This is a genomic window from Sulfuricurvum sp., from assembly GCF_028712165.1.
In the GTDB taxonomy this organism is placed as follows: Bacteria; Campylobacterota; Campylobacteria; order Campylobacterales; family Sulfurimonadaceae; genus Sulfuricurvum.
The window spans coordinates 1-20135 of record NZ_JAQTQR010000040.1; the positions used below are offsets into that span (position 1 = coordinate 1).

12 protein-coding genes are annotated in these 20135 nt (G+C 42.5%); 7 read left to right on the forward strand and 5 right to left on the reverse strand.

Annotated features, from left to right (window positions below):
• Positions 1–118: 118 nt before the first annotated feature.
• Positions 119–682, reverse strand: a complete 564-nt coding sequence (locus PHP90_RS08305; protein ID WP_299928087.1) for a recombinase family protein — start codon at positions 680–682, stop codon at positions 119–121.
• 387 nt (positions 683–1069) lie between these two features.
• Between PHP90_RS08305 and PHP90_RS08310 the strand changes: the two genes are divergently transcribed.
• The 7 genes from PHP90_RS08310 (at position 1070) to PHP90_RS08340 (ending at position 17523) form a co-directional block, all read left to right on the forward strand.
• The gene (locus tag PHP90_RS08310) at positions 1070–2563 is read left to right on the forward strand and encodes a TolC family outer membrane protein (RefSeq protein ID WP_299928089.1); all 1494 of its coding nucleotides are present in this window, start codon (positions 1070–1072) and stop codon (positions 2561–2563) included.
• Entirely contained in the window at positions 2563–3633 is a 1071-nt protein-coding gene (locus PHP90_RS08315; protein ID WP_299928091.1) for an OmpA family protein, read from the forward strand. The genes PHP90_RS08310 and PHP90_RS08315 overlap by 1 nt, the downstream gene beginning before the upstream one ends.
• Positions 3634–3637: 4 nt before the next feature.
• Positions 3638–5779: a type I secretion system permease/ATPase gene (locus PHP90_RS08320; protein WP_299928094.1), complete on the forward strand. Its 2142-nt coding sequence runs from the start codon at positions 3638–3640 to the stop codon at positions 5777–5779.
• Positions 5772–7091 carry an HlyD family type I secretion periplasmic adaptor subunit gene (locus PHP90_RS08325; RefSeq protein WP_299928097.1) on the forward strand — a complete coding sequence of 440 codons (1320 nt, stop codon included), beginning with the start codon at positions 5772–5774 and terminating at the stop codon, positions 7089–7091. The genes PHP90_RS08320 and PHP90_RS08325 overlap by 8 nt, the downstream gene beginning before the upstream one ends.
• On the forward strand, positions 7091–7669 hold the full coding sequence (locus PHP90_RS08330) for a LuxR C-terminal-related transcriptional regulator (RefSeq protein ID WP_299928100.1): 579 nt from the start codon (positions 7091–7093) through the stop codon (positions 7667–7669). The genes PHP90_RS08325 and PHP90_RS08330 overlap by 1 nt, the downstream gene beginning before the upstream one ends.
• A gap of 96 nt (positions 7670–7765) precedes the next feature.
• Complete coding sequence (locus PHP90_RS08335; protein ID WP_299928103.1) at positions 7766–17137, forward strand: Calx-beta domain-containing protein; 9372 nt, start codon at positions 7766–7768, stop codon at positions 17135–17137.
• A 32-nt stretch (positions 17138–17169) separates the two neighbouring features.
• Entirely contained in the window at positions 17170–17523 is a 354-nt protein-coding gene (locus PHP90_RS08340; RefSeq protein WP_299928106.1) for a hypothetical protein, read from the forward strand.
• 92 nt (positions 17524–17615) lie between these two features.
• Here the strand turns inward: PHP90_RS08340 and PHP90_RS08345 are convergent, their stop codons facing one another.
• The 4 genes from PHP90_RS08345 to PHP90_RS08360 all read right to left on the reverse strand — a co-directional run bounded on the left by PHP90_RS08345 (position 17616) and on the right by PHP90_RS08360 (position 20134).
• Positions 17616–18218 (reverse strand): zeta toxin family protein, encoded by a 603-nt coding sequence (locus tag PHP90_RS08345; protein ID WP_299928107.1) that lies wholly within the window; start codon positions 18216–18218, stop codon positions 17616–17618.
• Positions 18215–18394, reverse strand: coding sequence for a hypothetical protein (locus PHP90_RS08350; RefSeq protein WP_299928110.1), 180 nt, complete (start codon positions 18392–18394; stop codon positions 18215–18217). The genes PHP90_RS08345 and PHP90_RS08350 overlap by 4 nt, the downstream gene beginning before the upstream one ends.
• A 173-nt stretch (positions 18395–18567) precedes the next feature.
• Positions 18568–19512: a hypothetical protein gene (locus tag PHP90_RS08355; RefSeq protein ID WP_299928113.1), complete on the reverse strand. Its 945-nt coding sequence runs from the start codon at positions 19510–19512 to the stop codon at positions 18568–18570.
• Entirely contained in the window at positions 19502–20134 is a 633-nt protein-coding gene (locus tag PHP90_RS08360; protein WP_299928115.1) for a hypothetical protein, read from the reverse strand. Before PHP90_RS08360 ends, PHP90_RS08355 begins: the two co-directional genes overlap by 11 nt.
• Position 20135 lies beyond the last annotated feature (1 nt).

The following is a 20135-nucleotide window of genomic DNA, read 5'->3' on the forward strand; positions in this document are numbered from 1 at the left end:
GTTCAACCATTTCATTTGATGGGTGTATATTAAATAGAGGCATTATTCATCTTTCATACGCGTATGCGATCATTACTATTATGATTAGTTTATCCTATTTCAATATGAAAATAAGCAATTACTTCAAGCGATTTAACGCATCAATCAGCGTGGACCTTTTTACTTCAAATGTCCGACAAATTGCCGCTTTCGACATCCCATTGTTCAACGCTTCTAAAATAACATCCATCTTCTCTTGAGGGATAGCTCGCGGTCGTCCACCGATACGTCCTCTTTTGCGGGCAGCTGCGAGTCCTGCATTAACCCGTTCCTGGATGAGTGAGCGTTCAAACTGTGCCAATGCTCCGAATACATGAAAGAGTAGTTCTCCTGACGGGCTGGAAGTATCCATTCCTTCCGTCAAAGATTTGAATCCTACACCTTTAGATTTGAGATGGGAAATGATTTCGATCAAGTGGGGTAGGGATCTGCCTAATCGATCCAATTTCCAAACAACAAGTACATCTCCATCTTTAACATATTCTAGTGCTTGAGCTAAACCAACACGATCATCTTTAGAACCCGAAGCTTTGTCTTCAAAAATATGACGCTCATCCACACCCGAATTGACCAATGCATCACGTTGTAGATCGGTACTTTGTCGATCACCGTCAGTTGAAACTCGCATATATCCTATTAGCATGTCGAAAAACCTCAAATATTAGTATCCGACTATTATATCATTCCGATAGGGTTTTTCGTATAGATTATTGCATATTTTTAGTGCAAAAGAGTAGGGTATGGGAGAGTATACGAGAAACACTTATTTTTCGTTGTATAGATAAAAAAACATTGAGTTTATGGTTATTACAATTGATAAAGGCTAAACAGATTATTGGTCATTTAACAAGTTTACTTCCGGAGAATGACTTTTTTTGCCTTCAGACTTTCCTTATTCTGCTAAAACAATAACGATTTCTGACATTTATTCCAAAGACGTAATAAATATATATTTAAACATTTCACACACATTTTTTCTGTATATTTCCATAGATTTTCAAATTAACTATTGTAAAAAGGAGAATTAAAGATGTCGCGTCTGTGGTTACTATTACTGCTCGGAGGGAGTCTAAGTGCACTTACTCTGGAGGAGAGCGTGAACGAAGCTCTTCGATCTCATCCTGTCGTGAAAGAACGACTCAACAATTTCCGAGCGACTCAGCAGGATCTGAAAATCGCATCGGCAGAGTATCTTCCAAGTGTTGATTTGCGTGCCGCCGCAGGGTATAACCATGCGGGAGAGTTAAACGATCACGTTAAAACGCCTGCTTTGGAATACACTAATTATGAGAGTTCATTGACATTGACACAGAACCTCTTTAATGGTTTCAGTACACAACACAAAGTGGATTACCAAGAAGCTCGTGTTATGGCAGCTGGATACAACTATCTGGAAAAGACAAATGATATCGCTTTTCGAACGGTTGGAGCTTATCTAAATGTTTTAAGAGCCAAAGAACTGATAGGTACGGCGAAAGAAAACGTTGATATCAATATGGACTTGTTTAATAAAGTACGTGAACTTTATAACGGCGGGTTAACGACCAAATCGGAGATGAATAAAATCAACTCTTCTCTCTCGCTGGCTAAATCTAATTTAACGGTACAAGAAAATAACTATCGTGACACGTTAGCGACATTCCGTCGTATGGTCGGTCGTGATGTCGATCCTATGACTCTTGAAAAACCGACGTTGAAACTTTCTATGCCTGAATCATTTGAGCGTGCGGCAGAGATTGCTATCGATAACAACCCTTCTATCCTAGTAGGACGTTATAACACCAAGGGGGCACAAGCACTTATGGGGGAACGTACCAAAGGGTATTATCCTAAAGTCGATTTGGAAGTAAGCCAATTTTATAACGATGTAAACCATGCTAACGGTTTTGATCAGGCGGATGATCGCTTCCGTGCCCGTCTGGTCCTAAACTACAATCTTTTCCGAGGCGGTGCCGATCGTGCGGAGGAGCAAAAAGGGATCAGTACGATCAACCAAGAAACTCAGACGATGCTGGAATCTAAGCGCGAAGCGTTAGAGGGGATTGAATTCTCATGGAATGCGTATCAGTACATCCAAAAAGAGCTTGTTGATTTGTACGATTATCAAAAATACTCGGAAACGACGTTGGATCTGTATAAAGATGAATTCGATATGGGACGTCGCTCTATGCTTGATTTGTTATCGGCACAAAATGATCTTATAACGTCACGACAACACATTATTAATGCTCAATACGATGAGCTTTATGCCCGTTATCGTATCCTTGATGCGATGGGGCTTATGGTCGTAGCCGTTTTAGGCGACGTCAGCGAGTATACCTCTAAAGTCAATTTGGGCTCGGGTAAAGCGAACATCGTTAACGATTTGCTTCCGGTCAAACTGGATCAGGATAATGACGGCATACCGGATAATGTCGATTTGTGCGACAACTCCAAAGCGGGTGATGTCGTTATGGCAGACGGTTGTACGAAACAAGCTCCAATCGATTTTAGTGCCAAAGCTACAAACGGAGGAAAAAAATAATGAGATCGATTCTATTAAGTTTCGCATTACTTTCGGCTCTAAATGCCGGTGTTTATGATTATGGTTATAACGGGTTGAACGAGGTTACCGACTCTGAAAAAAACAACTCCCTTTATTATGGTGATTTTGAGCGTATTATCCGCTATGACGCGATCGGGTATACTCCGAGCAATCCTGTTAAAATCACTAATGATAGTTCTGAACTCGATAAAATGTATCAATCCATTGATGATTATACGAAAGCGAAAGTGCCTTATAAAATAAGCGTGATCGGGCATACCCGACGCGATAAAGAGGTTGATCATGAAGTAGCGCAAGAGAGCACATTTTTTGGTTCATTGCAAAATACGATTATGGAATCGGTTTCAAATGCGGATGACAATCGTGCGGCATGCGACCGTGCTATAGATGCGATCAAAAAACAGCTTTTGGATCATAATGTTCAAGAAAGCAACATCGTGACAGAGTGCCGTGAGGGATCACAGCCTCTGTATTTAGAAAACGATAAAGATGCGCGAGCCAGAAATTATCGTGTGATGGTAGCACTCTATGTACCTAAGGCTGAAAAGCCTGCACCTAAAGCGGTTCCGGTAGCTAAACCGGCTCCTGTCGTTGTTCCGGCTCCGGCTGAATTAGACAGTGACGGAGATGGTGTTGTAGACTCAAAAGATAAATGCCCTAATACCCCTAAAGGGTATAAAGTGGACGATAACGGATGTCCACGTGAAGTGACGCTGCATATTAATTTTGGGACTAACTTATTTGCTATCCCCTCAAGTGCATATAAAGATATCGACGAATTGAAACGTTTTATGAACGACTATCCGATGTATAACATCGAAATTATCGGTCATACCGACAGTGTCGGCAGTGAACACAGTAATCAGATCCTCTCTGAGAAACGGGCAAAATCGTTGGAGACACTCTTGGTCAAAGAGGGAATTGCAGCGGATCGTATGAGCTCAACCGGAATGGGTGAAACCAAACCGATCGCTTCAAATGATGATGAAGCGGGACGTGCGCAGAATCGCCGTACCGAAGTTAGACTGTACGTAAATTCAGGTAAATAAGCCAATGGCAGCACATCGCAAAGACGCTTTACTCGAAGCGTTGGTAACGTATACCGCACTCTATCATAAGCCATTTAGCGCTGAAGCGCTGAGTGACGGTCTCCCTTTGGACTATAAAGAGGGGGAATTTCTTTTTTCCCGCGATTCTTCCAAATCACTTTTCTCACGCGCCGCTGAGCGCGCGGGACTTAAAACTACATTGATCGAACGTTCGATTAACGATATGCTCTCTCTCCAATTGCCGGTTATTTTGGTTATGAGTGGAGAAAATGCACTTATACTCGAAGCAATAGACAAAGATAAAAAACAAGCCAAAGTGATCTATCCGGGGAAAGAGGCTGCTGAAGAGTGGATCGATATCGATAAACTTGAATCAGAATATTTGGGCTTCGCCTATATGCTCAAAAAGGCATATGCTTATTCGGAGGAGAACAAACGGACGCTGCATATCGGACATAAACATTGGTTTTGGGGGACACTTCGTCTCTCCAAACAAATATATACCGATGTGCTGTGGGCAACATTGCTGGTTAATCTTTTGGTATTGGCAACCCCGCTGTTTACGATGAACGTCTATGACCGGGTAGTTCCAAATAATGCTATCGAAACGCTATGGGTCTTTACGATAGGGGTCGTGATCGTATACGCTCTCGATACGTTTTTAAAATTTACCCGTACATTCATGATAGAAAACGCCGCCAAAAAAAGCGACATTATTATGTCGTCAATTATCTTTCAAAAGGTAATCGATATGAAGATGGCGGCACACTCAAAGTCGGTCGGATCGTTTGCGAACAATATCCGCGATTTTGATTCAATCCGCTCTTTTTTTACCAATGCAACCATTACGGCGGTAGTTGATATCCCCTTTGCCATTATTTTCCTTTTTGTCATCGGCTATTTAGGAGGGATGCTCGTTTTTGTCCCAATCGTCACGATGCTCATTATTTTTGCTTATGCACTTTTCATCCGTAAACCGTTGCAAGAGAGCATCGAAAGTGCTCATGAAGCAAGTGCGAAAAAAAGCGCTATTTTGATCGAAAGTCTCCATAATATTGAAACCGTGAAAACGATGAGTATGGCAGGCAAGATTCAGTACGATTGGGAAGAGAGTAACGGTGAGATCGCCGAGAAAAATCTCCGCTCAAAACTACTCTCCAGCTCTATACCTACGGTTACGGGTTTGTTGATTCAGTTGAGCTCAGTGATAGTTGTGGTTTGCGGTGTATACATGATCCAACAGTTCGAACTGACAATGGGGGGACTGATAGCGGTTGTTATACTGACATCACGCGTATTGGCTCCTATGGGACAGGCGGCTGCTTTGATCACTAACTATGAGGATGCGAAAACGTCCTATGATATGCTCAATGAAATCATTGCCCGCCCCGAAGAGCGTCCTCATGGGAAACAATTCGTGCAACGTCCTGAGTTTTTGGGAAATATCGAATTCAAAGAGGTGACGTTTACCTATCCCGATGAGGATGTTCCCGCATTGAAAAACATTTCATTTGTCATTAAAGCGGGTGAACATGTCGGAATTGTCGGACGGATGGGATCGGGTAAAAGTACCATCGAGAAACTGATTTTAGGGTTATATCAACCCCAAAGCGGCTCTATTTTGATTGACGGATTGGATATCGCTCAGATCGATCCTGCCGATTTGCGTCGTGCGATCGGGTATGTTCCGCAAGATGTTCATTTGTTCCGAGGTACGATCAAAGACAATATCCTATGCCGTTCGCGTCGATATGACGATGAACTGATGCTTCGAGCGGCACGAATCAGCGGAACCGATGAGTTTGTCCGTCATCACCCAAGAGGATATGAGATGATGGTAGCGGAACGGGGAATGGGACTCTCCGGAGGTCAGCGTCAGAGTGTCGGGATTGCACGTGCATTGGTTGAAGATCCGGAAATTTTACTCTTTGATGAACCGAGTAACGCAATGGATCAAACGAGTGAACAAAATCTTATGAATAGTCTTAAACCGAGTATTGAGGGCAAAACAATGCTAATGGTGACTCAAAAGCTCTCTATGTTGGTACTTACGGAGCGATTGATGGTGATTCATGAGGGTTCATTAATCCATGACGGCGAGAGAGACAGTGTTTTAAAACTCTTATCGGGAGGAACCAATGGATAAATTAACAAAAAAACCGCTCACCCCGAAGGATTATGAGTATATTCATTCTCTGAGTGCTGCGGTTCTTATGAGCAATCCGCGTCGTCTTCGTATCGTACTCTATTTTTGGGTCGGAGCAATTGCTATTTTTATTACGTGGGCTGCTTTTGCTAAGGTTGATGAGATTTCACGCGGAAACGGGCATGTGGTAGCAAGCGGTCAAAACAAGATGATTCAGCATTTAGAGGGAGGGATTGTCCAAGATATTATGATAGAAGAGGGGCAGACAGTCAAAGCAAATCAGCCTCTGATCAAAGTCAAAAATGAAAAATCAGTCTCTTCTCTCGAATCCAACCAGCTCAATGTCGATGCTCTCAAAGCTAAGAGTATGCGCTTAAGAGCCGAAGCGACCGGAGGATCGTTTAGCAGCAACGGATCGCCTTATATGGCCGATGAACAGAATTTATTTTATTCGAATCGTCAAAATCTTCAGGCGAAGGTTGCCGGGTTGAGAGAAAAACTCACCCAAAATCGTCAGGAACTTTCCGAAGCAAAATCACGTAAAGATCATCTGAAACAGTCATTAAATATGATTAACGAAGAGGTTCGTATGACCGCCCCGATGGTCGAAAAAGGGGTACGCTCAAAAGTCGATTTCCTCAAACTTCAGCGTGATGCGAATGAGGCGGAAGATGCGTATCAGTCTACGGTGTTATCGATTCCACGCCTCGAATCGGTCATCGCCGAAACCCAACGGGGGATCGAGGAGGCAAATGCACTTTTCCGATCCGATGCACAGCGTCAGTACAACGAGACTCTCGCACAGCTCAATTCGCTCCAAGCGGATGCGACGGCATTGAATGATCAGGTCGATCGTACGATCGTCCGTTCTCCGATGGACGGTACGGTACAAAAACTCTATGTCCATACCCGAGGTGGTGTTGTCAAACCGGGAGATGATCTGGTCGAAATCGTCCCTAAAGGAGCCAATCTTTTGGTCGAGGTAAAACTCAAACCCTCCGATATCGCTTTCATTTATCCAGGCCAAAAAGCAGTGGTGAAATTCAGCGCGTACGATTTTGCAATCTACGGTGCGCTAGAGGGGAAAGTTACCCTCATTAGTGCGGATGCGACGACGAACCAAAAAGACGAGACGTTTTACACGGTACGGATACAAACCGATAAAAGCTATCTGGAGCATAAAGGGAAGCGGTTAAGCATCATCCCCGGAATGACGGTAAGTGCCGATATCGTGACGGGTCAGAAAAGCGTTTTGGATTATATCCTCAAACCGATCCTCAAAACCAAACAGCATATGTTTACGGAGCGATGATGAAAACGGTTCTTTATACGGATGATATAAATCTGCTCGAAGCAATCGAAAAAGCACTGGATGTAATCGAGTATACGGTTGCAGAGGTTCTTGATGGGTGTTATGAATCAATCGTAGTGTGTGCTTTGGCGGAAGATGTCCGCACCAATGAAGTTCTGATTCGCTCGTTAGTCAATCGTCGCAACCGTGTTTTGCTTTTGCAGCGTTTACCACAGATTGAGCCGGCAAGACATTACCTCTCATTGGGAATTTACGGATACGGGAATGCGATGATGGACCCCCTCTTTTTGCACTCCGCAATCTCGGCATTGAAAAAGGGAATGATGTGGCTTCATCCGGAAATTACGGCAAAAATGGTCGAATTATTGACCCCATCACGTGGGAACAATAGGGATTTTTTAGAGAGACTGAGCGAGCGGGAGCGGGAGATTGCTCTGCTGCTTTTAGAGGGTAAAACGTATAACGCGATAGCCGATTGTACACAGATCACTCCGCGAACGGTAAAGGCGCATGCTACCCATATTTACCAAAAGCTTCAGGTGAAAGATCGGCTTGATTTCGCGTTGCAATATAAATAATTACTTGATATTGTCCAAGGGGACAATTGAGCCTTTTTTTCAAATTATCTACAATTATCATACTAAAAAAAGTCAAACAGACTAAAAAGGATTTTCATGGCACTCGGAACCATTACCGAAGTTAAAGGGGATGTATTTGTAAAAGACATAGCCGGCAATATCACTAAACTAAAAGTAGGAGATGTGATCGAGTCTGGACAGGTTATATTCGGAGCCGAAGAGAGCGCAAGCTACAAAGTGAGCTTTACTGAAAGTGGCAGAGAGCAGACTTTTGTAGGGATGGCTCCGCAGCTTTTTGACATTACGATGATTTCTTCTTTAGCCGATGTAGAAGACGGTACGGTGAATCATAGCAGTGCTAACCCTTTTGCGCAAAGTATATTGACTCCTGAAGAACTTGCGGCGTTGGTTTCAGGCGATGATCAAAAAGGGGACAACATCCCTGATGAGACGACTGCCGGGCAAGAAAAAGTCAAAGACAGTGAATCAAGCGGGGATGTATTTGATGAACGTACCGGTGCCATGACCGATGTCAATTCTGATCTGCGTAAAGCAAAATTTTTCGGTGTCAGCCATGATTATAAACAAGAAGATATATTTCATCGCGATGATGCGAATCGCTTGGAAACTTCATCCACTCAAAATCAGATAACCACTCCTCCGACTACGACTCCTCCGATCACGACGCCACCTATTCCTGTGCCTGATCCGGGATCGACAGTTACCCCTTTGCACGGAACATTGAACTTGAGTGGCGACATTTCTGTTCCGGAGGGAAGCAGCGCATCCTATACGCTTACAGTCACAAGTGCACCAAAAACTCCTCTTATTGTCACAATCTCAGTCGGACATATTACGACTGAAGATGGCGATTTGCTTCCAAGAACAATGACAGTTACGATTCCTGCCGGTTCAACCAGTGTAACATTCGCTATTAATAATAATAACGATACGATCTATGAGGGGCCGGAAGATTACAAAGTTTCTATCGTTTCGACAAGCGGCGGGAGTTATAATGATCTGACTATCGGTACTTCGAGCGTTACGACGACGATCAATGATGCGCAAACTCCTCCAACCCTTAGTATCGATAATCAAACCATCAACGAACAAGACGGGACAATGACGTTCACCGTTACATTAAGCGGTGAGACAGAAGCTCCTGTGACATTCCATTATGGAACATCCGATGTAACTGCGACAGATGGGGCTGATTATACGGGAGTCAGCGGAACCGGGACAATTACGGCAGGTACTTTAACGACAACGATCACAGTACCTATCAAAGACGATTATATTGCCGATAACGGGGAGACGTTTCATGTTGTTCTCTCTGATCCGAGTGCCAATGCTACGATTCCAGATGGTGTCGGCGTAGGGACGATTTTGGATAACAGCCAACCGAATACCCCGAATGATCCAACCGATGACACCATTGAGAGTAATAAAGAGATTATCACAATCAAACTCGTAGCATGTGACGCGAGCGGTGCAGCGCTTACTGATGGTAGCGGAAATTATTTGGTTGCGAACAGTGCAGAAGAGGGGTCAAGTTCCAAATATATGGCACTAGCATTCTCATCAGCTACTGATTTCACTACCTCTACGAAACTTGCTTTACAAACCGGAACGGTTACTGTGGCCTTTAGCGATGTTAATGCAGTCGGTGTAGCGACACAAACTACCAATGATGGAAGCCAAGATTATAAGAACAGTGCTCAAACGGTAAATGTCGGAGAAGCTTTTAGTACGGCAGCATTTGATGATTACTTGTCGGATAATGGTGAGACTTTCAAAGTGGCGATTGATGCTGCTTCGTATGCAGCCAGCGCAACAACGGGGGGATATGAGACGGTTGCTATTAATACCGATCCTGTTACGACTACGATTACCGACAGCAGTTTGCCGGCGATAGTTACTGTTAAACTAGTAGCCTGTGACGCGAGCGGTGCAGCGCTTACGGATGGAAGCGGAAATTATTTGGTGGCAAACAGTGCTGCAGAAGGTGCAAGTTCGAAATATATGGCATTGGCATTCTCTTCGTCCACCGATTTTAATACCACCACTAAACTAGGATTACAAACGGGAACGGTTACGGTAGCCTTTAGCGATGGTAGCGCAATCGGAGAAGCCTCTACGGCAACCCATCCGATTGATGGCAGTAAAGATTACATAAACGATGGGCAAACCGTAACCTTAGGCGTTGCATTTAATACCGCGATATTGGATGATTACCGAGCGGATAACGGTGAGATCTTTAATGTGGCGATCGATAATGCTTCATATACAGCCAGCTTAGCAACCGGTGGCTATGAGACCGTTGTTATTAATACTGCGCCTGTTACTACGACAATCAAAGATGACACAGTTGTCGATCCATACAACAATCCCGGAAGCACAGAGAGCGACACTACGGATACGATTACTATCCAACTTTTTGCCCTCGATGGAAGTGGAAATCGTGTAGCGGCAAACGAAGTGGCAGAGGGTTCAAACCCAAGTTATATTGCCGTAGCATTCGATAAAAACGGAGTAGAGCTCAACCTTGGCGGAACGGTTGATGTTCAATTTACCGACGGGAGTGCGACAGGAAGTGGGACCGATTATGTGTCTACTACCCAAACAGTGACATTAGGAGTAGCCTTTAATACCACAACAACAGATGATTATATTGCTGATAATAATGAGACATTTAATGTTTCGCTTATCGATCGAACCTTCTCCGATGTAACAACATATGAGAGTGTCGTAATTGATACGACTGTCGTTACTACGACAATCAAAGATGACACCGGGACACCGACAAACCTAATCGATGGTCCGGAGCCAACCCACGAAGTGGCGGAGATCGTCCTAGTTGCAACAAATGTTGCGGGAGACATAAACCTAGATGTTGATGGTAAGTTGATTATTGCCAACACTAACAGTACCACAGAGGGAAGCACCTTTTATTATAAAGCAGTAGCTGTCGATGCTGATGGAAAACCACTTTCATTCCAAGGTGGAACAGTTGATGTGGCATTCACCAACGGTACGGCAACAGGGGCTGGCACACAAACCGTTATTGACGGAAGCCAAGATTTCAATAACACAGCCCAGCAAGTAACGATTGGTCAAGTATTTACGACAGCGGCATTCGATGATTACCGAGCGGATAATAATGAGAACTTTACCGTTGTCATCGCGAATCCGACAAATACACCGTATGAGAATGTTGTGATTGATCCGGCCAATGCGACGGTAACATCAACAATCACTGATAATGCTCCTACTACTTTAGCACCAATTTCACCGAGCGGGCCGGATGGTACCACATACGATACGCAAGACACTGTTTATGTCAAAATCACTAACAATGCATCTGTTCAAGAGGGTGGTATCTTAAATCATACGGTAACCCTGGTCGATAAAAATGGTGCCGTTGTGACGGTGCCGGCAGGACAATCGATTGAAGTAACCGTAACATATAGTCCGGATGCTACTGTTAATGGTGATTTCACAGCACCTAAAACGACGACCGTTACGATCACAAACGGCAGTAGTGCAACGATTAGTAATCATACAATCGATGATTTTATTGCGGAAGGGAATGAAACCTACACCGCAACAATTACGAATGTCACTCAAAGCGGGTATTATGAAAATGTAGCAATTTCAACTACGGCAAACCAAGTAACAGGAACTATTACAGATGGTGTTACCATCGGCACACCGGTTAATAGTATCGTCTATGAAGCGGGACTAAATGATGTTGCAACGACTGAAATTGCATCAGGTAAATCACTTGGTATTACGGGAAATGGCGATACCTATACGGTGGCATTTGATACAACTATCACCGCTCCGACTTCTTTAACATCAAACGGAAATGCAATCGATTATGTTTATTCTAACGGTAATAAAACCTTGACTGCAGTGATACATGGAACAGCTACGGAAGTATTTACATTAGTTTTAAATGCGAATGATACCTATACATTTACCTTGAAATCTCCTATTGATCATTTAAATCCGACTGATCCAAGTGTGGGTGCTGGGTATGAAAAAATTCTTGATTTTGGTTTTACAGTAACCTCTGATGGTACTACATCAGTTACTCAACCATTTACTGTCGATGTGATCGACTCCATTCCATCAGCGAGCGATGTAGCGGTAACGCTCGTAGAAGATAATTTGGGTACTGTTATCCGTCTCGGTAATGATGCGTTCCTTGATGGGCATATTACGATCAATGGTCATGATCTCGCGAATGGAGGTAGTACGGCGGTTTTTGATCCGAACGATGCCGCTGTTACAATTGGTAATGTGCTCAACAACGGAAATGGCACTGTAACTTTTACTCCTCTGCCAAATTACAGTAATTACAATGCACATCCGACCTTCAGTTATACCGTCACCGATGTAGATGGAGATACATCAAGCGCCAATGTTATTTTGACGATTACTCCGGTTGCCGATGCACCGACGATGCAGGTAAATCATACGGTCAGTACCTATGAAGACAGTAGCTGGGACGGTTCCGCGTATTCAGGCGATATTACCAAAGCGATTGGACTTGGTTTGGCATTGCCAACAAAAGCGGATCAAATTGATCTTAATGGTGCAGCAACCGGAGACAATCCGGAACGATTGAGTGTTTTGACCTTTAGTTTTAGTGGAAGCAGTGATTTCGGTACGGCAACGATCGGATACGATACCAACGGTGATGGAACACTCGATGGCACGTTAACCACGATAACCAAAAATAGTACATTTACGATTGATATTACCGATGTCGCCGATTACCATCCGACGGGAGCGAGCGGGACGTATCATTTAACGCAGGCGCAATATGAATCATTGGCGATTATTCCGGATAATGATAATGCGACTAATATCAAATTGGCTATCTCGACAGCATCGCATGAAGTGACAGATACGGGAGCATTGCTTTCAACGGATATTGTCTCATCGACCAAAACGGAAAATGTAACGTTAGATGTCAAAGCTGTTACTGATCCGATTGCTCTCTCGTTTGATAACAATGGCGGGCTAGGGACAATTTCGACAACAACTAATTCCAATGATACCTTTACCTATTCGGGAACTCCGAATGAAGGAATCGCCGCAATCGATCTAAAAGCATTGCTAACCAATACATCGGGAACCAGTATTGCTGCTGTCGGTGATCTTGACGGATCAGAGCTTCGTTCGTATAGTGTAAGCGGTATTCCGGAAGGAACCATTATCAATCTCGGTGGAACGACAGCTACTGCAAATGCAGCAGGGGTAGCGACGGTCAATTTTTCAGCTGCTAGTGATAAACTGGAAGACCCGTCATTTACGATGACCTTGCCTCCATATTACAGCGGTACGGTGAATGCGGTTATTACCTTGAGTGTTCACGATACCGACGCGGACTCTACCGTAACCCCTCTCACCAATACGCAAGTCGTCCATTTTAATATCACGGTTGCACCGGTTGCCAATACAGCAACGTTAGCCGTTCAACAAGCACTCGGTTTAGAAGATGCGGGTAGAACGCATGGAAATGACACCAGCACTGGAGCTTCGACGATTGATGCCCCTGCCAATGGGATAGCGTTGCATATTAAAGCGACTTCTTCTGACACCGATGGCTCGGAAACTTTTACGGTGACGATCAAAGGAATTCCGGATAATGGAACTCTCTATTATGGAGATGCTACGAATGGTATTGTTACGATTGATCAAAATGGTGTAGTAACCGGAACGAATGCTAATATATCTGTAACCAACACCGGATTAGACAGTAACGGCGGTTCAGCATGGCAAGTAGTCATTACAAACTTTGATAATACTGCGCCTTTGACATTCATTCCACCGCATAACAGCGATGCCAACTATGTCTTCGATGTAGAGGCGTATACCGTTGACGGAACTGTTAATAGTTCGGCTACGACCCAAACACTTCAAATGAACGTCGATGTGATTGGAGTGGCAGATGTTCCCGTAAATACCGAACTCAATACGGTTAGTGTAGCAGGACATACCGTCAATTATGCGACAAGTGAGCAAGTCTTAGATAGTACCGGAAACCATTTTGATCTTAACTCCGTTTATTCGACACCGGCTTCTATTGCCTCGTATGATAGTGACGGTTCTGAATCATTGACGATCGTTGTGAGCGGTATCGATGCAGGATTCAGCGTAGAGGGTGCAACCTTTATGGGTGGCAGTGGAGAAACACGTCAATGGTCATTTACACAAGCACAATTGGCTGATGGAACGGTCAAAATCAGTACACCTGCCGATTTTAGCGGCACCATGGAGTTTACGGCTAAATACATTACTACCGAAGCAGAGGGGAACAGCAAAACCAGCGATACGGTTCCAGTATCGATCTATGTCGCTCCATACGCAAACGGTACAATCGCATCAGCGACAACGATTAACGAGGATGTGAAATCACAGGTTGATTTCGGCTTTGCTCCGCATGATTCGAACGAAGTATTGAGTGAGGTTAAAATCAATATCGCCGATGTCAACGCCCATAGCGGTGATTTTACTCTCTATTACGGGGATACTGCTACAACACTTGCTTCTGCAGTAGGAAATGGACACGTTACATCAGATGGCACCTACTATGTTCTTGATGCTACAGCAGCCAATAATATTTATGCGCTCGGGGCAACGGATAAAGCAGGCGGTCCCTATAATTTTGAGGTGAAATACACCCTGAGTGATACCGAAACTAATTTTGGGACGGTAGACACACAGACCAATACGATTGCCGCATATGCTCTCAATGTTACAGCAGTTACCGATATCCCTACTGTTACAGTAGGGACCATTGCCAACGATACAGGACACACGGTATCAGGTTCCACGGTCACTGTAACGGATCATACTACGATCACCGTTCCCCTTAGTGTAACTAGTCATGACACCGATGGGTCGGAAAGTGTACAGTATTATGTGATTACTAATGTTCCGGCAGGGGTTGAAGTGCAAGGCGGTTCCTATGCAGGTCATGTAGGTACGACAGATTCAGGAGTATGGTATGTTCCGGTAACTGGCGGAGGAGTAATGGGTGTATCGGGATATCCGCAAGATATCACTTTTGTGGTCAACGGAGGATCGGATTTCCAAACCAGAGACGTAACGATCACCGCGTATACTCAAGATGGTAGCGGTGCAGCGGTAGAAAATGCTTCGACGCAAATCACAATTGTACGGGATGATACCTATCCGACAACCGGAACAGGCGGCACTCCGGCAACCTTTACCCTTAGCGCACAAGCATTGGATGTTTTTGAAGATCAGCCGTTTAATCTGGCATCAGCCTTTAATGTTACACAATCGGGTGTGGTCGCGAGCGGTAGTTTTGCAATCACGATTACCGATTTGCCGATAGGTGCAACGATTAGCGGATATTCAAACTCTTACGAAGTGGGTGGTAAAACTTACTATGTTATCACAGGCAGCGGTAATGCAGCTGATGCCAATGCAGCAATGGCGAATGTGACTATTACACCTACACAAGATGTTAATAATCATGATGCCGGCTCTAGCAATGCAATGGATATAAGTGCGACATTGACCACATACTCGGGAAGTGTTTACAATTCGAGTGATAGTGTCGTCTTTAGTGAACCTATTTATCCTGTAACCGATGCAATGACAATAGCAATGACCGGGGGGACAACAACAGAGGATCCATCCAGTGCCCAAGCGTTTAGTATCACACTGAGCAATGCCAATGACGGAGCCAATACCCAAATCATTAACGGCAAACTGTATCTCCAAGTGACGGAAAACTATACCGATACCAGCGGTGGCGAAACAGCTCACGGGACATTACTAGATGCTACCGGTATTGCCATTACAACGACGGAAACTAATCCTAGCGGTCTTGCAGCAGGAACTTATTATGTTATCGATATTTCTTCGTACACCATGGGATCAACGCTCAATTTCCAATATCTTCCGGGTGAAAATCGCCAAGGGAATGTCAGTATCGATGCCTATGTACTGAATAAAGAGTCTCAAGGATGGACAAGCTATCCGGATAATCCTAATATTGCAGGAACGCTTACCGATACAACGACGCTACTGTCTCACTCTTCTTCTACCATTACAGTAACTGCTGTCGTAGATGGTATCGGTGGCGCTACCGTAATTACGGGAAGCGCTATGGAGGATGCTTTTGCGGGAGGGACTAATATCGTACAGATTGCTACTCCGACCCTTATTGATCCGTCTGAAACGGTTCAAAGTGCAATACTTGATGGAATTCCAGTCGGATTTTTAGTCTATTACAGTACGGATGGCGGTGCAACGATCACGTTGGCTCAAAATGCCGGAACGAGCGCGACATATAGCGGAACGTTTGATCTCAGCGGTACAAACGTCGGGTATAATCAATGGGCAATCCCATTAAGCAGTGGAACATTACCGGCAAATCTATATGTCCAAGCTCCGATAAACTGGAGCGGAACGATTGCCGATGCTGCACTAAAACTTTATATTTCAGACAACGGATCGGCGGTAACGGAAACGATTAATACGGTAAATGTAACGATTAACCCTGTATCCGATGACGTTACACTCAATGCAACTAAAACATTCGGTAATCAATACAGCTCCGTAGCACTCAATCTTAATGCTTATGCAGTTGATGTCGACGGCAGTGAGCGAGCAACTATTATTTTGGTAGCCGCAAGCGGAAGTACAGCCCTTAGTGCCGATGCTTTGTTTACGGTTCATCACACCGACGGCAGTGAATCAGCCGTCAATGCAACGTACAGTGCCGGCACATGGACTCTTAACGATGTCGGTGTCGCCGATTTAGGAAATATTAAAATCTATCACCCAAGTTACACAGGGGATATCGATGTGAGTGTTACGATGACCGATGGTACGGTGACAGCAGGAACCACTGCTAATGGCACCTTTAATCTTGCGCTTGCTTCAACGACATCGATCGATACGACGGCTTTAGGCAATCATGATGATGTGATTACCGGAACAACTGGAGCTGATACAATCGCTAGCGGAGACGGCAACGATACTATCAATGGCGGGTCAGGAGCCGATAAAATTTTTGCAGGTGCCGGAAATGATACTATTATTTTTGATCCGACGGATGCTGTGATCAATGGCGGAGCCGGAGTTGATACTCTCAAAATGACAGGGGATGTTGATTTCTCAGCATTAACGACAATCATAGGAAATATCGAAAAAATCGATCTTACAACTGCTGGTAATCAGACTATCAGTGGTTTAAGTCTTGATAAAATCTTTACCATGACTGATGACAGTAGCAACCATACCCTCACGATTGATGGGAATGCCGGAGATGTAGTATCAACTGTCGATAAAGGTTCGTGGACTCTAGCATCAGATACTACAAATGGAAACTATACAGATCATGTGTATACCAAAGATGGGGGATACACTTTGACACTCAAAGTCGAAACCGTTATCACCGATCATTCAGGGCTTTAAGCCTTGGTATCCAATTATTATAGAGGTTTCGCATGCTAAATCATGAGAGTTTGTATTTTAAACACTATCTAAATGTTATATTAAATTCAGATGGAATCATACTTGAAGTTGAAGCTAATATGCTGGATATAGAATTGAATCATGACTCATTACGCGGTAAAAATTGGTATGAGTCATTCGTTGAAATGAGTGATCGGGAAGATTATATACGTTGTTTTCAAAACTTGTTTGAGGGTCAGCCTGCCAAAAAATATCATTTTAGTAGCGATATAAAAGATTTTAACGGTAAGCATTATTATATGGATTTTACTAGCGAAGTGATGATTAAAGACGAGGAAAAGGTTTTTATTTTGAAAGGTATACCGCACTATGAGAATCACAATTGATTCCAATCAGACAATTTTAAATATAATTTATCTTAGGTTAACCAGTTTATTTTCTAACGATAGTTTTCAGAGTGTGCAAAAATAGGCTTTGCTTATTCGCTTTCTTTTAGAAAATTCAAGATTGGCTTAGCCCATTCATTTATCTGTGTATATTCTTTGGCGATACTACCATCAACCACTCTAAACAAAGGTTGAGGATCAGCGAAATCGACGGAGTTGTCATAAATATAGGCTCTATCAACTATACTTGACGCAATGCAGCAATTACTTATTGATTTACCGTATCGTGAGATAATTTTAGAAATTGGAACATCGTGTCCACCCTCCATAACTCTTTGAGCGATACGGCTGGCATTGATCGTTGGACTTTCTGTACCCACGAAAAAGAGACGGATAAAATACCCTTTTTGTTTTGCTCTGAGAATAAAATCAATCTTGTCATCGGCAGAAAGAACGGTTTCAAAAATAAGTCCTTCACCTTTTTCAATACACTCTTCTCTAATTTGAGTTGAATATTTTGCTGCATCTAAAACAGCTTCTTTAGAGTTCCAGTCCCCAAATTTTTCATTTGCAATATTATCAGGATTGATGTAGAGACAACTCTCTACCCATTCGTGTTGAAGAATTTTAGAAGTGATAGAGGTTTTACCGGAACCATTTGGTCCGGCGATGATGATTAAAACAGGTTTTTTCATACTTTTAAAGCATGGTATTTAATACGCGCTTTTTGAATCTCAACGGCTACTGATTCACTAAGTTGCTTCTTTACCAATAACGCTTTTTTCTTAGCTTCATTTGCGACGTCGTGCATCAATGCACCCAGCTCTTTATCAGAGGGTTCATGTGTTGTCATTAAAACTGCTCTTTCCATGCCCGTCTCCTGATATATTCATTTAGGGTATTCTAACATAACAAATAAAAATTTGTACCAAAGCGGACGCGGATCCTTTTTTGAAGCATAATCATACCTTCTTAGCTAAATAAACCATGACTCTCCACAGAATTCAGTAAAAAAACATGCTAAGGTTTATATAGTCAAAAAAATTATTTAACTACTAAATTTCTACCCGTAAGTTTCATATTTTTAACCATTTCTTCATCCATGAAACAAGACGAGTCGTTCATAATAACTTCAATCTTTTTCCCAAATGCCCTGTTCTTTGATAGCTTTTTTAAAGTTGATTTGTCCATTTGTTTCAACAAAGGGACTTTTTCTAACAAATCATCAAAATCTTTAAAGCCACCCTCTTCCCTTGCATCAAAAATGTGTTCTGCCAAAGCATGAACACCCTCCAAAGCTTCTAGTCCTAAAAAAAGTACATTTTCGTACTTCTCTTCTACTAGTTTGTATTTTGACGAAACACCCGCTTGTACTCTGGAAACATTCAAATTTGGTTCAACTATTTTTAATCCCAAATTTTTTACATCTTTTTTATGAAGTATAACTTCAGTATCAATCCCTAAATCAAAAAATTTCAAAGTTAAATTATCGTTAAATTTTATAAATTTATTATACGAGAATTTTTTAATTATTTTCTTGTATTTAATACTCATATAAGCGATTATTTCAACCATATGATAAGATGAAGCAACGATGTTGACCGTAGGTTTTAGCTCGAACGGCGTTGAGTGTACGAACTGTTTCCAACTTCCGAATGTATAATGATCCGTTATATCCAAAGCATACGCGGTCAAACTATTTTGAATGCTACCAAAACATGAAATGAATATACCCATCTGTCTAGCTGTATGAACCATATCATGCAAAAGCAACATATACCCATCAAACTTTATCTCTTCAAATACTGCTATTTCTTTTCTGATATAGTTTTCATATTTTTCAAGCTTATAATCCTCTGTATATGCAGGTCTATCTTCATACTTCTGTTCAAATTGAGGTAATGTATCAATTTTTTCTCTTAGTCCTGCGAGTGCCTGAGTTAGCAATAGCTCTTTTTCATCTGTGTTAAAATTGAATTTAGTTTTCATCTAAAACCTTTAAAAAAGTATTAATAATCTCATACTCTTGGGGGTAAATGGTAAGGTTTTTCGGAAAATCATTAAAATATAGCGTCTGTAAGTTTGCTCTTTTCTCTTTTAAAGCTGTTTTTGCAGGAACTATATAAATAATTTCCATATTATTTATTGCATTAAAACTTTCATCCCATTTTGTATCTATTAGGTATTGATACTTTTTTTTATAAGTACTAGCTTTTTTTATTTCTAATAAGTCATCATACAAAAGCTGCCCAAAGATATTAGTATCTCTATTACAAATTTCTTCTAGCTGATTATAAATATCAAGCTGCGAGGGCTTGAATGATGTTGAATCTGTTTTTAGCTCGATAAAGGTGAATTTATTTTTTGTGACATTAAACATCAAGTAATCAATATTTGTGGATTGATTTGGTCTTGTAGAAGTGCTGTCTATTGTCCCTTTCTTAATCGGAAATTCTGGTGCTATCATTTTGTACTCATTACCAAATTTTTGAAATAAAATCTCTTCTAAAAATATTGCCAATATAGGCGATAAATATCTCTCTACTTGAGCTTTTGGTGTATTAATTCCATCTGTAACGATAAGTTCCATCAGTTTCTCTAAAAATTGCATT

Bases quoted from the DNA above. Each gene is read 5' to 3' on its own strand.
- PHP90_RS08315 (WP_299928091.1), top strand. From the start codon at position 2,563: ATGAGATCGATTCTATTAAGTTTCGCATTACTTTCGGCTCTAAATGCC.
- PHP90_RS08360 (WP_299928115.1), bottom strand. From the start codon at position 20,134: ATGCAATTTTTAGAGAAACTGATGGAACTTATCGTTACAGATGGAATT.
- PHP90_RS08310 (WP_299928089.1), top strand. From the start codon at position 1,070: ATGTCGCGTCTGTGGTTACTATTACTGCTCGGAGGGAGTCTAAGTGCA.
- PHP90_RS08305 (WP_299928087.1), bottom strand. From the start codon at position 682: ATGCTAATAGGATATATGCGAGTTTCAACTGACGGTGATCGACAAAGT.
- PHP90_RS08345 (WP_299928107.1), bottom strand. From the start codon at position 18,218: ATGAAAAAACCTGTTTTAATCATCATCGCCGGACCAAATGGTTCCGGT.
- PHP90_RS08320 (WP_299928094.1), top strand. From the start codon at position 3,638: ATGGCAGCACATCGCAAAGACGCTTTACTCGAAGCGTTGGTAACGTAT.
- PHP90_RS08325 (WP_299928097.1), top strand. From the start codon at position 5,772: ATGGATAAATTAACAAAAAAACCGCTCACCCCGAAGGATTATGAGTAT.
- PHP90_RS08335 (WP_299928103.1), top strand. From the start codon at position 7,766: ATGGCACTCGGAACCATTACCGAAGTTAAAGGGGATGTATTTGTAAAA.
- PHP90_RS08340 (WP_299928106.1), top strand. From the start codon at position 17,170: ATGCTAAATCATGAGAGTTTGTATTTTAAACACTATCTAAATGTTATA.
- PHP90_RS08350 (WP_299928110.1), bottom strand. From the start codon at position 18,394: ATGGAAAGAGCAGTTTTAATGACAACACATGAACCCTCTGATAAAGAG.
- PHP90_RS08355 (WP_299928113.1), bottom strand. From the start codon at position 19,512: ATGAAAACTAAATTCAATTTTAACACAGATGAAAAAGAGCTATTGCTA.
- PHP90_RS08330 (WP_299928100.1), top strand. From the start codon at position 7,091: ATGAAAACGGTTCTTTATACGGATGATATAAATCTGCTCGAAGCAATC.